This window comes from Streptomyces sp. NPDC104371, assembly GCF_055583785.1.
This window is the reverse complement of record NZ_JBVJNF010000005.1, coordinates 301,956-316,346: the sequence shown is the minus strand read 5'-3', so window position 1 is coordinate 316,346 and position 14,391 is coordinate 301,956. Positions and strand designations below refer to the sequence as shown.

10 protein-coding genes are annotated in these 14,391 nt (G+C 72.9%); 5 read left to right on the top strand and 5 right to left on the bottom strand.

What is annotated here, in order from left to right; translation table 11 throughout:
• Positions 1–12: 12 nt before the first annotated feature.
• Positions 13–1,215, bottom strand: a complete 1,203-nt coding sequence (mgt, locus tag ACZ60T_RS18430) for a macrolide-inactivating glycosyltransferase (protein ID WP_469666810.1) — start codon at positions 1,213–1,215, stop codon at positions 13–15.
• 210 nt (positions 1,216–1,425) lie between these two features.
• On the opposite strand from mgt, the gene ACZ60T_RS18425 reads away from it, so the two are divergent.
• The gene (locus ACZ60T_RS18425; protein WP_365623427.1) at positions 1,426–2,289 is read left to right on the top strand and encodes a phosphotransferase enzyme family protein; all 864 of its coding nucleotides are present in this window, start codon (positions 1,426–1,428) and stop codon (positions 2,287–2,289) included.
• Positions 2,290–2,333: 44 nt separating this feature from the next.
• Here ACZ60T_RS18425 and ACZ60T_RS18420 read toward each other — a convergent pair whose 3' ends face one another.
• Both ACZ60T_RS18420 and ACZ60T_RS18415 read right to left on the bottom strand, forming a co-directional pair.
• Complete coding sequence (locus tag ACZ60T_RS18420; RefSeq protein ID WP_469666809.1) at positions 2,334–3,056, bottom strand: exonuclease domain-containing protein; 723 nt, start codon at positions 3,054–3,056, stop codon at positions 2,334–2,336.
• Between the two features lie 100 nt (positions 3,057–3,156).
• A complete protein-coding gene (locus ACZ60T_RS18415) occupies positions 3,157–4,395 on the bottom strand; it encodes an SAV2148 family HEPN domain-containing protein (RefSeq protein WP_469666808.1) in 1,239 nt (412 codons plus the stop codon).
• A gap of 408 nt (positions 4,396–4,803) precedes the next feature.
• Here ACZ60T_RS18415 and glgX point away from each other — a divergent pair, with 408 nt between their 5' ends.
• Together glgX and treY are read left to right on the top strand one after the other, a co-directional pair.
• The gene (gene glgX / locus ACZ60T_RS18410; protein WP_469666807.1) at positions 4,804–6,963 is read left to right on the top strand and encodes a glycogen debranching protein GlgX; all 2,160 of its coding nucleotides are present in this window, start codon (positions 4,804–4,806) and stop codon (positions 6,961–6,963) included.
• Complete coding sequence (treY, locus tag ACZ60T_RS18405; RefSeq protein WP_469666806.1) at positions 6,960–9,332, top strand: malto-oligosyltrehalose synthase; 2,373 nt, start codon at positions 6,960–6,962, stop codon at positions 9,330–9,332. Before glgX ends, treY begins: the two co-directional genes overlap by 4 nt.
• Positions 9,333–9,343: 11 nt before the next feature.
• On the opposite strand, the gene ACZ60T_RS18400 is transcribed toward treY, so the two are convergent.
• Positions 9,344–10,243: a LysR family transcriptional regulator gene (locus ACZ60T_RS18400; RefSeq protein WP_469666805.1), complete on the bottom strand. Its 900-nt coding sequence runs from the start codon at positions 10,241–10,243 to the stop codon at positions 9,344–9,346.
• A gap of 131 nt (positions 10,244–10,374) precedes the next feature.
• On the opposite strand from ACZ60T_RS18400, the gene lpdA reads away from it, so the two are divergent.
• On the top strand, positions 10,375–11,808 hold the full coding sequence (gene lpdA / locus ACZ60T_RS18395; protein ID WP_469666804.1) for a dihydrolipoyl dehydrogenase: 1,434 nt from the start codon (positions 10,375–10,377) through the stop codon (positions 11,806–11,808).
• A 53-nt stretch (positions 11,809–11,861) separates the two neighbouring features.
• On the opposite strand, the gene ACZ60T_RS18390 is transcribed toward lpdA, so the two are convergent.
• Complete coding sequence (locus ACZ60T_RS18390; protein WP_365623441.1) at positions 11,862–12,413, bottom strand: DUF1707 and FHA domain-containing protein; 552 nt, start codon at positions 12,411–12,413, stop codon at positions 11,862–11,864.
• A gap of 232 nt (positions 12,414–12,645) precedes the next feature.
• On the opposite strand from ACZ60T_RS18390, the gene treZ reads away from it, so the two are divergent.
• Positions 12,646–14,388 (top strand): malto-oligosyltrehalose trehalohydrolase, encoded by a 1,743-nt coding sequence (treZ, locus tag ACZ60T_RS18385; protein WP_469666803.1) that lies wholly within the window; start codon positions 12,646–12,648, stop codon positions 14,386–14,388.
• The last annotated feature ends 3 nt before the right edge of the window (positions 14,389–14,391 follow it).

Here is a 14,391-nt window from a genome sequence, read left to right as displayed (position 1 = left end):
CAACGGGCCGTGTCACGCGCGCAGTTCGGCCTCGATCAGGTCCGCGGCCCGCCGGGTGCCGCCTTCCTGTGCCATCTGCGCCTGGATCTCGCCCGACCGGCGCGCCACCTCGGGGTCGTCGACGAGGGTCAGCACCGCCTCCCGCAGCGCCTCGGCCGTCGCCTCCTCGGTCGGCAACCGGCGGGCGACGCCCAGCGACTCGAGGGTCGCCGCGTTGCCGAACTGGTCGGCCGCCTGCGGCACCGCGACCATCGGGGTGGCGGTCGCGAGGCCTTCCTGGCTGCCGCCCGCTCCGGCGTGCGTGACGAAGGCGTCGGCCTGCCTCAGGATGGCGAGCTGCGGCACCCAGTCCCGTACCTCGACGTTGTCCGGCACGGTCCCGAGTTCCGCCGGGTCGACGTGCCGGCCGATCTGGAGCACCATGTGCCAGCCCGGCAGTCCGCCGAACGCCTCCACGCAGGCGCGGTAGAAGGCGGGCTGCTTGGTGAAGCTGGATCCCAGGGAGACCAGCAGCACCTTGTCGGCGTCGGCCGGTCGGTGCCAGTCGCCCTGCGCCGTGCGGTCGCCCTGGCAGGCGCCGACGAAGGTGTAGACGCTGTCGTCGACACGGTCGGCGTTGGGCTGGAGGGCCCGCGGGACCAGGACGAGCGAGCGCGTGGGGTATCCGGCGAACCGGTCGGGGTGCTCGCTGATGCCGTTCTCGGCGAGCCAGGCCGCGAAGCGCGCGTAGTACGCCTGTCCGCGCTCGGTCTTCCTGGGCTCGGCCCACAGGGGTTCGGCGACCTCCTCCTCGTATCCCTTCCAGGCGACGTAGTGGGGGGCGAGGGAGATCGCCGGGACGTCCCAGCGGTGGGCGAGGACGCGGGCCGGGTAGGAGGCGGTGTCATGCAGCACGAGGTCCGGCTCGTCGCCCTCGTACGCCTCGATGAGTTGGGGCAGCGCCTGGATCGCGTCGTCCAGGAAGGGTTCGACGTTGTCGAGGAGGGTGGTGCCCCAGGCGGCGGGGTCGTCGTCGGGGGAGGGCAGTGTCGTGCGGTAGAGGACGGGCTCGGCTCCGGTCTCGGCGACCTTGTCCGCGAGCGCGGGCGGGATCGCGTAGGTGACCCGGTGTCCCCGCGCGACGAGTTCACGGATCACCTCCAGGTTCGGGTTCACATGGCCGTGCGCGGCGATGGAGAACATGGCGATATGGGCGGGATGCGGGGTGGTAGGCATGCCCCGACCGTAGGCGAGACGATACGTCTCGTGCAATGTTATTACGGGCAACCCGGCCCACACCCCTGTGCGCGACCGGGCCCGCACCCCCGCGCGCACCGGCCATCAGGGCACCGCCCGTACGGCCCCACCTGTGCGAATGCGACACTGACCGACGACCGACAGGACACCGAGGACGACGGCGACGCGTCGAGTACACGGAGGCGGACGATGGACGAGGCGACGGCACGCGACGTACTGGCCGCGGCGGGCGTACTGCCCGGCCCGGCGAGCGACGCGCGGCTCCTCGCCCTGGGCGAGAACGCGGTGTTCGCCGCCGGTGACCTGGTGATCAAGGTGGGCCGCGACGCCGAACTCCTCGACCGCGCGCGGCGGGAGCTGGACATCGCCCGCTGGCTGGCCGAAGCGGAGGTCCCCGCGGTGCGCGCCGCCGAGCCCGAGGCGCTGCTGGTGGGCGGCCACCCGGTGACGGTGTGGCATCGGCTGCCCGATGCCGTACGCCCCGCCGAGCCGCGGGATCTGGCGGAGCTGCTGAGGATCGTGCACGCCCTGCCCTCCCCCTCCTTCGCGCTGCCCGCCCGCGATCTGCTGAGCGGTGTGGAGCGCTGGCTGCGGCTCGCGGGCGACGCCATCGACCCGGCGGACGCGGCGTATCTGCGCGAGCGCCGCGACGGGTTCGCCGCCGCCGCTGCCGCGCTGACGCCGCATCTGCCGCCGGGTCCGATCCATGGCGACGCGCTGCCCCGCAATGTGCACATCGGTCCGGACGGCCCGGTGCTGGTCGATCTGGAGACCTTCGCCGCCGATCTGCGCGAGCACGACCTGGTGGTGATGGCGCTCTCCCACGACCGCTACGGGCTGCCGACGAAGGCGTACGAGTCCTTCACCCGGACCTACGGCTGGGATGTGCGCGAGTGGGAGGGCTGCTCGGTGCTCCGCGGGGCGCGCGAGACCGCCAGTTGCGCCTGGGTCTCCCAGCACGCGCCGAGCAACCCCAAGGCGCTGGCCGAGTTCGAGCGCCGGGTGGCGTCACTGCGGGACGGGGACGAGTCCGTCCGCTGGTACCCCTTCTGAACCCCGGTCCCCCAGTCCCCCGATCCCCGTTCTCGCGGCCCCCGTCAGGCCGTCCGCTCCACCGCCCGCCTCATCGGCCAGGCGCCGTCCACCACGGCGTCCGCGTCGCCCTTGCGGCGCAGGAAGCTCTGGAAGTCCGCCGCCCAGGCCGCGTACCACTCGATCTGACGGCGGTGCAGCTCCGCCGGGCCGAGGGCCGCGACCTTCGGGTGGCGGCGCGCTATGGCCCCGGCGAGGCGGGCCGCGGCCAGGGCGTCCGCCCCGGCGTCATGCGCCTTCTCCAGCTCGACCCCGTACTCCGCGCAGACCGCTTCGAGCGTGCGCTTGCCGCGGCGGTAGCGGTCGGCCCAGCGGTCGATCGTGTACGGATCGATGACGGGCGCGGGGTCCGTGCCGCCCAGGCGGTCGCGCAGGGACGGCAGACCGTGCCGCCGCAACTCGGCGGAGAGCAGGGTCAGATCGAAGGCGGCGTTGTAGGCGACGACCGGGACGCCCGTCTTCCAGTACCCCACCAGGACGTCGGCGAGGGCGTCCGCGACCCGGTCGGCCGGGCTGCCCTCGGCGGTCGCGCGTTCATTGCTGATGCCATGGACCGCGACCGCCTCGTCCGGGATCGTGACACCCGGGTCCGCCAGCCACTCCCGGCGTCCTCGCGGCCGTCCGTCCTCGACCTCGATCACCGCCCCCGTGACGATGCGCGCCTCGAACGGATCCGTCCCGGTGGTCTCCAGGTCGAAGCCGATCAGCAGCTCTTGGTGCCAGGCCATGGCGGCCCCCCTTCTCAGTGGTGCGTTCCCCCAGTGACTTCACCCTCGCATGCGCCACTGACAATCCGAGGATCGCGTTCCGCTTGCCCCACCGGACAGTTCAGGACACCGGGCGCGAATCCGCCCACATCATCTCGAACTCCTCGCGATAGGTCGGGAAGAGTCCGCCCTCGTCGATGTCCTGCGACTTGACCACCTTGCTGCCGCCGCGCAGCACCAGCACCGGCGCCTCCATGCCGCGGGTGCGCCGCAGATACGACTGCACGACCGCTATGCCGTCCGAGCCGTCCCCGTCGACCAGGTACGCGGTGAAGCGGGGGGTCTCGTCGAAGACCCGGATCTCGAAGGCGCCCGGGTCGCGCAGCTTCGAGCGGACCCGGCGTATGTGCAGGATGTTCATCTCGACGGCGCGGCTCAGCTCACCCTTCTTGATGCCCAGTTCCCGCTCACGCCGCTTGACCGCGCTGGAGGCGGGGTTGAGGAACAGCACGCGCACCCGGCAGCCCGACTCGGCCAGCCGCACCAGCCGGCGGCCGGAGAAGTTCTGCACCAGCAGGTTGAGGCCTATGCCGACGGCGTCCAGGCGCCGGGAGCCGCCGAAGATGTCCTCGGCGGGGAACTGCCGCAGCAGCCGTACCCGGTCGGGGTGGACGGCGACCACGTCCGCGTACCGGTCGCCCACCAGGTCCTCCACGGCGTCGACGGGCAGCCGCCGCGCGGAGGGCACGTCGCTGCCCGCGCCGAGGATCTCCAGCAGCCGGGCCGAGGCGCGCTCGGCCTGGGCGAGGACGGCCTCCGACAGGGCGCGGTTGCGCGAGACCACGTTCCGGGTCACTTCCAGCTCGTCCAGGACGAGTTCGACATCGCGCCGCTCGTCGACGTACGGCTCGAAGCACGGCCAGTGCTGCACCATCAGCTCGCGCAACTGCGGCAGGGTGAGGAAGCTCAGGACGTTGTCGTCGGCGGGGTCGAGCAGATAGCCCTTGCGGCGGCTGACCTCGCGTACCGCGACCGCGCGCTGCACCCACTCCTGACCGGCCGGACCGGCGGCGGCGACCACCCAGTCGTCGCCGTGCACGGGTTCGTAGACGGGGCGCAGGACCGCGGCCACGACGGCGCGCAGCCGCTGTTCGACGAGGTTCAGCCAGATGTAGGCCCGACCCGCCCGCTGGGCGCGCGTGCGCACCTCGTGCCAGGCGTCGGCGTCCCAGTCCAGCTCCGGTCCGATGGAGCCCATGTCCATCGGCCGTGTCAGGGACACCGCCCCGGGCGGGACATCCGTGGAGTTCCCCTCATGACCCTCGCCACCAGGGGGCAGCTCCAGCCCTCCCGAGCCCACCCGCGCACCGCCTTCCGCTCCCCCGAGCCTCCCCAGGGGCCAGGGCCCCAGCCAACGATCAAGGAAGGGTACTCCGGGATCGCCGCGCGATGCAGCCGGATGGACAGGGTCGTTTCCCAACTCCCTTTCATCACAAGCGTGTTCCCGTTGACAGCAGCGGACGAAGTGAGCGGATTCATAGCGTTGACGTCGCGTGGGGCGGGAGAGAAGCCCGGTGAGGGCAGTGTCGCGAGCCTGTTCGGTCCGCGTCCCGCGCGAGACGGCGACGGCCCGCGGCCGCTCGCCGCGCCGACAGCACTTCGCTCACCCCACAGGGTGAGTCGGTGGATATCTGTTGACACGTCCATTCCGGGAGACTCGACACCAGGACACCCCGCGAAGGCCGACGGACCTGGGAAGGTCTTCTCCATGCAGGTCTGGCCTGGAGAGGCGTATCCGCTCGGCGCCACCTATGACGGTGCCGGGACCAACTTCGCGGTCTTCTCGGAGGCCGCCGACCGGATCGAGCTGTGTCTGCTGCACGACGACGGCTCGGAGACGGCCGTGGAACTGCGGGAGAACGACGCGTTCGTGCGGCACGCGTATCTGCCGGGGGTGATGCCGGGGCAGCGCTACGGCTTCCGGGTGCACGGCCCGTACGCCCCCGAGCGCGGGCTGCGCTGCAACGCGGCGAAGCTGCTGCTCGACCCGTACGCGCGTGCCGTCTGCGGCAGTGTGCGGTGGGGCGAGGAGGTGTACGGCTATCCCTTCGGGGCGCCCGAGAAGCGGAGCGATCTCGACTCGGCGGCGCACACCATGACCTCCGTGGTGATCAACCCGTACTTCGACTGGGGCGAGGACCGGCCACCGCGCACCGAGTACCACCGCACGGTGATCTACGAAGCCCATGTGAAGGGCTTGACGATGCGTCACCCGGCGCTGCCCGGAGAGCTGCGCGGCACCTACGCGGCCCTCGCGCATCCGGCGGTCATCGAACATCTGGCCGAACTCGGTGTCACCGCACTGGAACTGATGCCCGTACACCAGTTCGTCAACGACCACCGTCTGGTGGACATGGGCCTGACCAACTACTGGGGCTACAACACCATCGGCTTCTTCGCGCCGCACAACGCCTACGCGTCCTGGGGCGAGCGCGGCCAGCAGGTGCTCGAGTTCAAGTCGGCCGTGCGGGCGCTGCACGAGGCGGGCATCGAGGTCATCCTGGACGTCGTCTACAACCACACCGCCGAGGGCAACCACCTGGGCCCCACGCTCTCCTTCCGGGGCCTGGACAACCCCTCGTACTACCGCCTCGCGGACGATCCGCGGTACTACACGGACACCACGGGCACCGGCAACTCCCTGCTGATGCGCTCCCCGCACGTCCTCCAGCTCATCATGGACTCGCTGCGCTACTGGGTCTCCGAGATGCATGTGGACGGCTTCCGCTTCGATCTGGCGGCGACGCTGGCGCGGCAGTTCCACGAGGTGGACCGGCTGTCGTCGTTCTTCGACCTGGTCCAGCAGGACCCGGTGGTCTCCCAGGTGAAGCTGATCGCCGAGCCGTGGGACGTGGGCGAGGGCGGCTACCAGGTGGGCAACTTCCCGCCGCTGTGGACCGAGTGGAACGGCAAGTACCGCGACACCGTACGGGACCTGTGGCGCGGCGAGCCGCGTACGCTCGCGGAGTTCGCGTCCCGGCTGACCGGCTCCTCGGACCTCTACCAGGACGACGGGCGCCGCCCTCTGGCCTCCATCAACTTCGTGACCTGCCACGACGGCTTCACGCTGCACGACCTCGTCGCGTACGACACCAAGCACAACGAGGCCAACGGCGAGGACAACCGCGACGGCGAGAGCCACAACCGCTCCTGGAACTGCGGCGCCGAGGGCGAGAGCACCGACCCGGCGGTGCTGGAGCTGCGGGCGCGCCAGATGCGCAACTTCGTCGCCACGCTGATGCTCTCCCAAGGGGTTCCGATGCTCAGCCACGGCGACGAGTTCGCGCGCACGCAGCGGGGCAACAACAACGCGTACTGCCAGGACAGCGAGGTGTCCTGGGTGGAGTGGCCGAAGGACGGCAGCGATCTGCTGGAGTTCACGCGCGCGATGGTGTGGCTGCGCCGCGACCACCCGGTCTTCCGCCGCCGCCGCTTCTTCCACGGCCCCTCGGCCGCGGGCGCGCGCGACGAGCTGTCCGACATCGCGTGGTTCACCCCGCGGGGCGCGGAGATGACCCCGCGGGACTGGACCTCGGCGCAGGTCGGCGCGTTGACCGTGTTCCTCAACGGCAGCGCGATCTCCGAGCCGGGCCCGCACGGGGAGCGGATCGTGGACGACTCGTTCCTGCTGCTGTTCAACGCCTCCCCGAAGACGCTGGAGTTCGTGGTGCCGCTCGGGCTCGGGGGGCCGTGGCAGGTGGTCGCCGACACCGCGCTCGCGAAGGCGGTGGCGCCGGGCGCGGGCCCGGAGGTCGCGGCCGGGGACCGGCTGACCCTGCTGGACCGGAGCCTGACGGTGCTGCGGCGCCCGCCGGGCGCGGGGGACGGGGCGGGATCCGGCGCCGAGCGGGCGCGGGGCACCTCATGACCGTACGGAATGACCGTACGGAGCACCCCGACCGGGCCGTGCCCACGGCCACCTACCGGCTCCAGGCGCAGCCGCGGTTCCCGTTCGCGGCGGCGGAGGCGGCCGTGCCGTACCTGGCCGGGCTGGGCGTCTCGCATCTGCATCTGTCCCCCGTGCTGGAGGCCGTGCCGGGCTCGGCCCACGGCTACGACGTCGTCGACCCCGCGCGTGTGCGCGACGAGTTGGGCGGCGAGGCGGGGCTGCGCTCCCTGGCACGCACCGCGCGTGAGCACGGCCTCGGCTTGATCGTGGACATCGTCCCGAACCACATGGCGCTCTCGCCGCGCCACAACCGCGCCCTGTGGGAGGTGCTGCGCGAGGGCCCGGCGTCGCCGTACGCGCGCTGGTTCGACATCGACTGGGACGCGCAGGGCGGGCGACTGCTGCTGCCGGTGCTGGGGCGGCGGCTCGGCGAGGAGCTCGGGGAGCTGAAGGTCGACGGGGCCGTGCTGCGCTGTCGCGACCAGGAGTTCCCGCTGCGCGAGGGCACCGAGTCGCTGCCGCTGCCCCGGCTGCTCGACGCCCAGTGGTACCGCCTGGCGTGGTGGCGGCTGGCCCGTACCGAGCTGAACTACCGGCGGTTCTTCACCGTCTCCGACCTCATCGGGGTGCGCGTCGAGGACCCGGAGGTCTTCACGGCGACGCACGGAACGCTGCTGCGGCTCGTGGAGGAGGGCGTGATCGACGGGCTGCGCGTGGACCATCCGGACGGCCTCGCCGACCCGGACGCGTATCTGCGCCGTCTGCGCGAGGCCACCGGGGGCCGCTGGACGGTGGTCGAGAAGATCCTCGCGGCGGACGAGCGGCTGCCCGCGAGCTGGCCGGTCGCGGGCACCACCGGCTACGACGCGCTGCGCCGGGTGGACGGGCTCTTCATCGACCCCGCGGGCGCGGAGGAACTGCTCGGCCTCTACCGGCGGTTCACGGCGTCGTCCGACGACGGGGGCGGCGCGTGGGCCCCGACGGTGCGCCGGGCCGCGTACCGGGTCGTCACGCACGCACTGGCCGCCGAGACGGACCGCCTCACGCGTGTGGCGAGCCGCGTGTGTGCCGAGGACCCCGCCCTGCGCGATCACGCCCCGTGGGCGCTGCGCACCGCGCTGCGGGAACTCCTCGTCCGGCTGGAGGTGTACCGTCCGTACGCCTCCACGGACGCCGCCGCGGTGCTCACCGAGAAGGCCGCCGCCGAGGCCCGTACCGCGTTCACGGTGCCCGAGGAGGCGCACGCGGTGGACGTCGTACGGGATCTGGTGCTGGGCCGGGCCGGGGACGGCCCCGGGCACGCGGAGTTCCGGGCCCGGTTCGCGCAGACGGCGTCGGCGCTGCGCGCCAAGTCCGTGGAGGACGCGGCGTTCTACCGCTATGTGCCGCTGCTGTCGGCGAACGAGGTGGGCGGCGATCCCGGAGCCCCGGCCGTGAAGGCCGAGGACTTCCACGCGTACTGCGCGCGCGTGCAGCGCGACTGGCCCGCCACCGGCACCGCCCTGTCGACGCACGACACGAAGCGCAGCGCGGACGTACGCGCGGCGGTCTCGGTGCTCACCCAGGTCCCCGAGCGCTGGGCCGACGTGCTGGCCGAGGTGGCCCGCGCGGGCCACGAGGCGCCCGACGCGCAGGTGGTGTGGGCCGGGTGGCAGACGTTCTTCGGACTGGGGCGGGCGGACGCGGAGCGCCTTCAGGGGGCGCTGCTCAAGCACGTCCGCGAGGCGGGGCTGCGCACCTCGTGGACCGAGCCGGATCCCGCCTACGAGGAGGCCGTGGCGGCATTCGTCGCGGGCGGCCCGTGCGGGGCGCCGGGGCGGCTGGTGACGGGGTTCCGCGACACGCTGGCGCCGCACATCCGCGCGAACGTCCTGGGGGCCGCCCTGATCCACCTGACGATGCCGGGCGTGCCGGACGTCTACCAGGGCACGGAGGGCGAGTACCGGGCGCTGGTCGACCCGGACAACCGGGCCCCGTTCGCACCGCGAGCCCGCGCCTGCGACAAGCGGGACCTCACCACGGCGGCTCTGCGACTACGCCGCCGACGCCCGGAGGTCTTCGGCACGTCGGCGACGTACACGCCCCTGTCCGCCGAGGGACCGGGCGCCGCGCACTGTGTGGCGTTCGTACGCTCCGACTGGGCGCTCACAGCGGTCACGCGACTGTCGCTGCGGCTGGCGGAGGCGGGCGGCTGGCGCGACACCTCGCTCACGCTGCCGACGGGCCGCTGGACCGACGTGCTCGCCCCCGACCGGGAGTTCGAGGGCGGCACGCGCGTGGCGGACCTCTTCGCCCGGCTGCCGGTGGCCCTGCTGGAACGGGCCGACGGGAGCGTCGAGCGGCCGTGACGCGCCCGCGGCTATGCGCTGTCGGGTGCCGACAGTCCTCCGTAGCGGCGCAGCAGGTCGACGAACGCCTCGGCGGCGCCCGTCGGCGGCACGCGCGAGAAGACCGCCACGGGGCGCTTCCAGGGCGGGTCGACGGAGAGCACGACGCAGTCCTCACCCACCGCACCCCGTACGACGTGGGAGGGCGCGGTGGTGACGCCGACCCCGGCCGCCGCCATCCGCACGGCCGTCGACGTGTGTTCGGTGAGGACGGCCGTACGCGGCCGGAACCCCGCCCGGCCGCAGACCAGGTCGAGGAAGCGCTCGCCGTGCACGACGGGCTCCATCGCGCAGCGCACCCAGGGGCGGTCGGCGAGTTCGGACAGGGCCACGGTCCTGCGGCCCGCGAAGCGGTCGTCGAACGGCACCACGAGGACGATCTCCTCCTCGCCGACCGGGACGACGCTGCCGGGCCACTCCTTCGGCACGGGCCCGACGCCGAGGTCCGCGGTGCCGCGCTCGACCTGCTCCTGGAGGGCCTCGGAGGTCGCGTACTCGTGCAACCGCAGTCGGACGCGGGGGTGGGCGGCGTGCCAGCGGGCGAAGACCTCGGGGAGGAAGCCCACGGCGACCTGGTGGACGGCCGCGACGTGCAGCTCCCCGCCCTCGGCGGCGCCTGCCGCGCGGGCCGCGCGCCGGGCCTGCGCGGCGCTGCGGACGGCGAGTTCGGCGTGCGGGAGGTAGGCGCGGCCCATGGGCGTGAGGCGCACCCCGCGCGGCATGCGTTCGAGCAGGGCGCCGCCCACCGCCTTCTCCAGGGCCTTGATCTGGTGCGAGAGCGCGGGCTGGGTGACGTGCAGGGCCTCCGCCGCGCGGGTGAACGAGGCCTCCTCGACGACCGTGAGGAAGTACTCCATCTGGCGCAGGCTCATCGGGGGCTCTTCCCGCACGCGTCACGCATGCCACAAGCACGGTGCATGCCATAAGCGTTGTGCATGGATCCCACAAGAACATTGCCTTGGACTCATGGCAAGGGGCGGACGAGGGTGGGGACATGAACGCCATGAGCACACCTGATGTGATCGTCATCGGCGGCGGCACGGGCGGATACAGCACCGCCCTGCGCGCCGCCGCCCTGGGGCTGACCGTCGTCCTGGTCGAGCGGGACAAGGTCGGCGGGACCTGTCTGCACCGGGGCTGCATCCCGAGCAAGGCGATGCTGCACGCCGCCGAGTTGGTCGACGGGATCGCCGAGGCGCGCGAGCGCTGGGGTGTGAAGGCCACGCTGGACGCGGTCGACTGGGGCGCGCTCGTCGCCACCCGCGATGACATCGTGGGGCGCAACCACCGGGGCGTGCAGGCGCATCTCGCGCACGCGGGCGTGCGGGTCGTACGAGGCAGCGCGCGGCTGACGGGCGCACGCGGGGTGCGGGTGGCGGGAGTTCACGACGGGGGCGCGCCGACCGGCACCGTCCAGGACTTCACCGCGCGTCGCGGGATCGTGCTGGCCACCGGGTCACGGCCGCGTACTCTCCCGGGGCTCGCCCCGGACGGGCGGCGGGTGGTCACGAGCGACGACGCGCTGTTCGCGCCGGGGCTGCCGGCGTCGGTGCTGGTGCTCGGCGGCGGCGCGATCGGGGTCGAGTACGCCTCCTTCCACCGCTCCCTGGGCGCGGAGGTGACCCTCGTGGAGGCGGCGGACCGGATCGTGCCGCTGGAGGACTCCGATGTGAGCCGCCATCTGACGCGCGGTCTGAAGAAGCGCCGCATCGATGTGCAGACGGGTGCGCGGCTGCTGGACGCGGAACTCCTGGCCGACGGGGTACGCGCGCGGATACGCACCGCCCGCGGCGAGACCCGTACCGTCGAGGCCGAGCGGCTGCTGGTGGCCGTCGGCCGGGCGCCGGTGACCGACGGCCTCGACCTGGCCTCGGCGGGGCTGACGGCGGACGAACGGGGGTTCGTGGCGCCCGCCGACTGGGCCCGTCTGGAGACGGCCGTGCCCGGCATCCACGTCGTGGGCGATCTGCTGCCGCCCCCGTCCCTCGGCCTCGCCCACGCGTCGTTCGCGGAGGGCCTGCTGGTGGCCGAGACACTGGCCGGGGTGGCGTCGGCGCCGGTCGACTACGCGGCCGTGCCCCGGGTCACGTACTCGTCGCCGCAGACCGCGTCCGTCGGGCTGAGCGAGGCGGACGCACGCGCGCGTGGGCACGAGGTGGACGTCAACACGATGCCGCTGACCGCGATCGCCAAGGGCATGGTGCACGGGCAGGGCGGCGTGGTGAAGGTCGTCGCGGAGCAGGACGGCGGGCAGGTGCTCGGTGTCCATCTGGTGGGCCCGCATGTCTCCGAGATGATCGCGGAGAGCCAGCTCATCGTCGGCTGGGACGCGCAGCCGTCCGACGTGGCCCGGCACATCCACGCGCACCCCACGCTGTCGGAGGCGGTCGGCGAGACGTTCCTGACGCTCGCGGGGCGCGGGCTGCACCAGCAGTAGGCACCGCCGGTGGACGCCGTCAGCAGGCGCCGCCCATAGGCACCCGCGCGGGGCTACTCCGTCGCCAGCCGGAACGTCATGTCGCCGAAGCCCACCTGGTCGCCGTCGCGGACGACCGCCGCGCCGATCACGCGGCGGCCGTTGACGGTCGTGCCGTTGGTCGAGCCGAGGTCGCGCAGCACCCACAGGCCGCCCTGGTGGGTCAGTTCGGCGTGCACGCGGGAGACCGTGTCGTGGCTGAGTCTGAGGCCGCTGGCGGGGTCACGGCCTATCCGCAGCGGGTGCGGGCTGCCGGGGTGCGGCAGCAGCAGCTTGGGCAGCCGCTCGGCCTGCCAGGCCCTGCGCAGCCGCACGCCGAACCCCGACACCGCCTCGACGGTCCCGAAGACGAGCCGGGACCAGCGCTTCTCGGGCGGCAGATCCGCGGTGAGGGCGACCAGTTCATGCGGCTGCCGGGCGGCCAGCGCCAACTCCATGCGCCGCATGAACGTGTCGTGCGACAGACGCCCGAGGGCGACGCCGTCACGCAGCACCTTCAGCGCCCTGTCACGCTCGGCGTCCGACAGCCGCGCGGGGTACGTGTGGAACTCGAAGGACGACGTCACACAGGTGATTGTGGGTCAGAGCGGGTGGAGGTGTCCAGAAAACGGAAGGGCCGCACTTGGGGCCGTGCGCTTGCATCGGTGTGTCAAGGGGGAGGGTTCCCCGGGGAATTGATCTCCTGTGCGTCATGAGGGATCCCAGGAGGACGCCCATGAGGGCCCACGGGATCGCCATGAGCAGACACACATGAGCATCACATGAGCAGTCACATGAGCAGACAAGGGGGAACTGTCCGTGCAGTTCGAGGTGTGGGCGCCGCAGGCCGCCCGGGTGACGCTCCACTGCGGTGGCGCCACGCGCGCGTCGGTACGTGATCCGGAGCGCGCGGGGTGGTGGACCGGCGTGGCGGAGGCCGAGGACGGTACCCGGTACGGGTTCGCCCTGGACGACGGCCCCGTGCTGCCCGACCCGCGCTCGCGCCGTCAGCCGGACGGCCCCGACGGGCTCAGCGCGGTCGTCGACCAGGGGCGGTACCCCTGGCGTGCCGCGTGGTCGGGGCGGGCGCTGCCGGGTGCGGTGCTGTACGAGCTGCACGTGGGGACGTACACGCGCGAGGGCACGCTGGACGCGGCCACCGAGCGGCTCGGGCATCTGGCGGAACTGGGCGTCACGCACGTCGAGTTGATGCCGCTCTGTCCGGTCCCGGGCCGTCATGGCTGGGGGTACGACGGCGTGTCCCTCTGGGCGGTGCACGAGCCGTACGGCGGGCCCGAGGCCCTGAAGCGATTCGTCGACCGCGCCCATGAACTCGGCCTCGGTGTCGTCCTGGACGTGGTGCACAACCATCTCGGCCCCTCGGGCAACCATCTCCCGGCGTTCGGACCGTACTTCACGGATACGTATCGCACTCCCTGGGGCGCGGCCGTGAACCTGGACGGGCCGGGCTCGGACGAGGTACGCGCGTATCTCGTCGACAGCGCGCTGGCCTGGCTGCGCGACTACCGGCTCGACGGGCTGCGGCTGGACGCGGTGCACGCGCTGCGCGACACGCGCGCGATCCACTTCCTGGAGGAACTGTCGCAGGCGGTGGACGCGTTGGCGGCCGAGGTCGACCGGCCGCTGTTCCTGATCGCCGAGTCGGACCTGAACGACCCGCGTGTCATCACCCCCCGCGCGCAGTCGGGTCTCGGCGTGCACGCGCAGTGGAACGACGACTTCCACCACGCCCTGCACACGGCGCTCACCGGCGAATCGCAGGGCTACTACGAGGACTTCGCACGCGCTCCCTTCGCGGCCCTCGCCAAGACCCTGACCGGCGGCTTCTTCCACGACGGCAGCTACTCGACGTTCCGGGGCCGCCACCACGGCCGCCCGCTGGACCGTACCCGCGTCCCCGCGCACCGGCTGCTCGGCTACGCCCAGACCCATGACCAGATCGGCAACCGCGCGCAGGGCGACCGGCTCGCCGCGTCCCTCTCCCCGGGGCTGCTGGCGTGCGCGGCGGCGCTGGTGCTCACCGCTCCGTTCACACCGATGCTGTTCATGGGCGAGGAGTGGGCCGCGGGAACCCCCTGGCAGTTCTTCACCGACCACACCGACCCCGGCCTCGCCGACGCCGTACGGCACGGCAGGCGCCGGGAGTTCGCGGCGCACGGCTGGGCGGAGGAGGATGTGCCCGACCCGCAGGACCCGGCGACACGCGAGCGCTCCTGCCTCGACTGGTCCGAGCCGGAACGCGCCCCGCACGCGCGCGTGCTGGCCTGGTACCGCGAGCTGATCGCCCTGCGCCACGCCCAGCCGGACCTCTCCGGACCCGACCTCGCGGACGTGAAGGTCGCCTACGACGAGGACGCCCGGTGGTTCGCCTTCCGCCGCGGGGACGTACGGGTCGCCGTGAACCTCTCCCGGCAGCCGGCCCGGATCCCGCTCGGCGTCCACGCGCGCGTGCTGGCCGCGTGGGAGCCGGTGGCGCCTCCGGACGAGGACGGGGTGTTGCACCTGCCGGGCGAGTCGTGCGTGGTGCTGACGCAGGTGTGACAC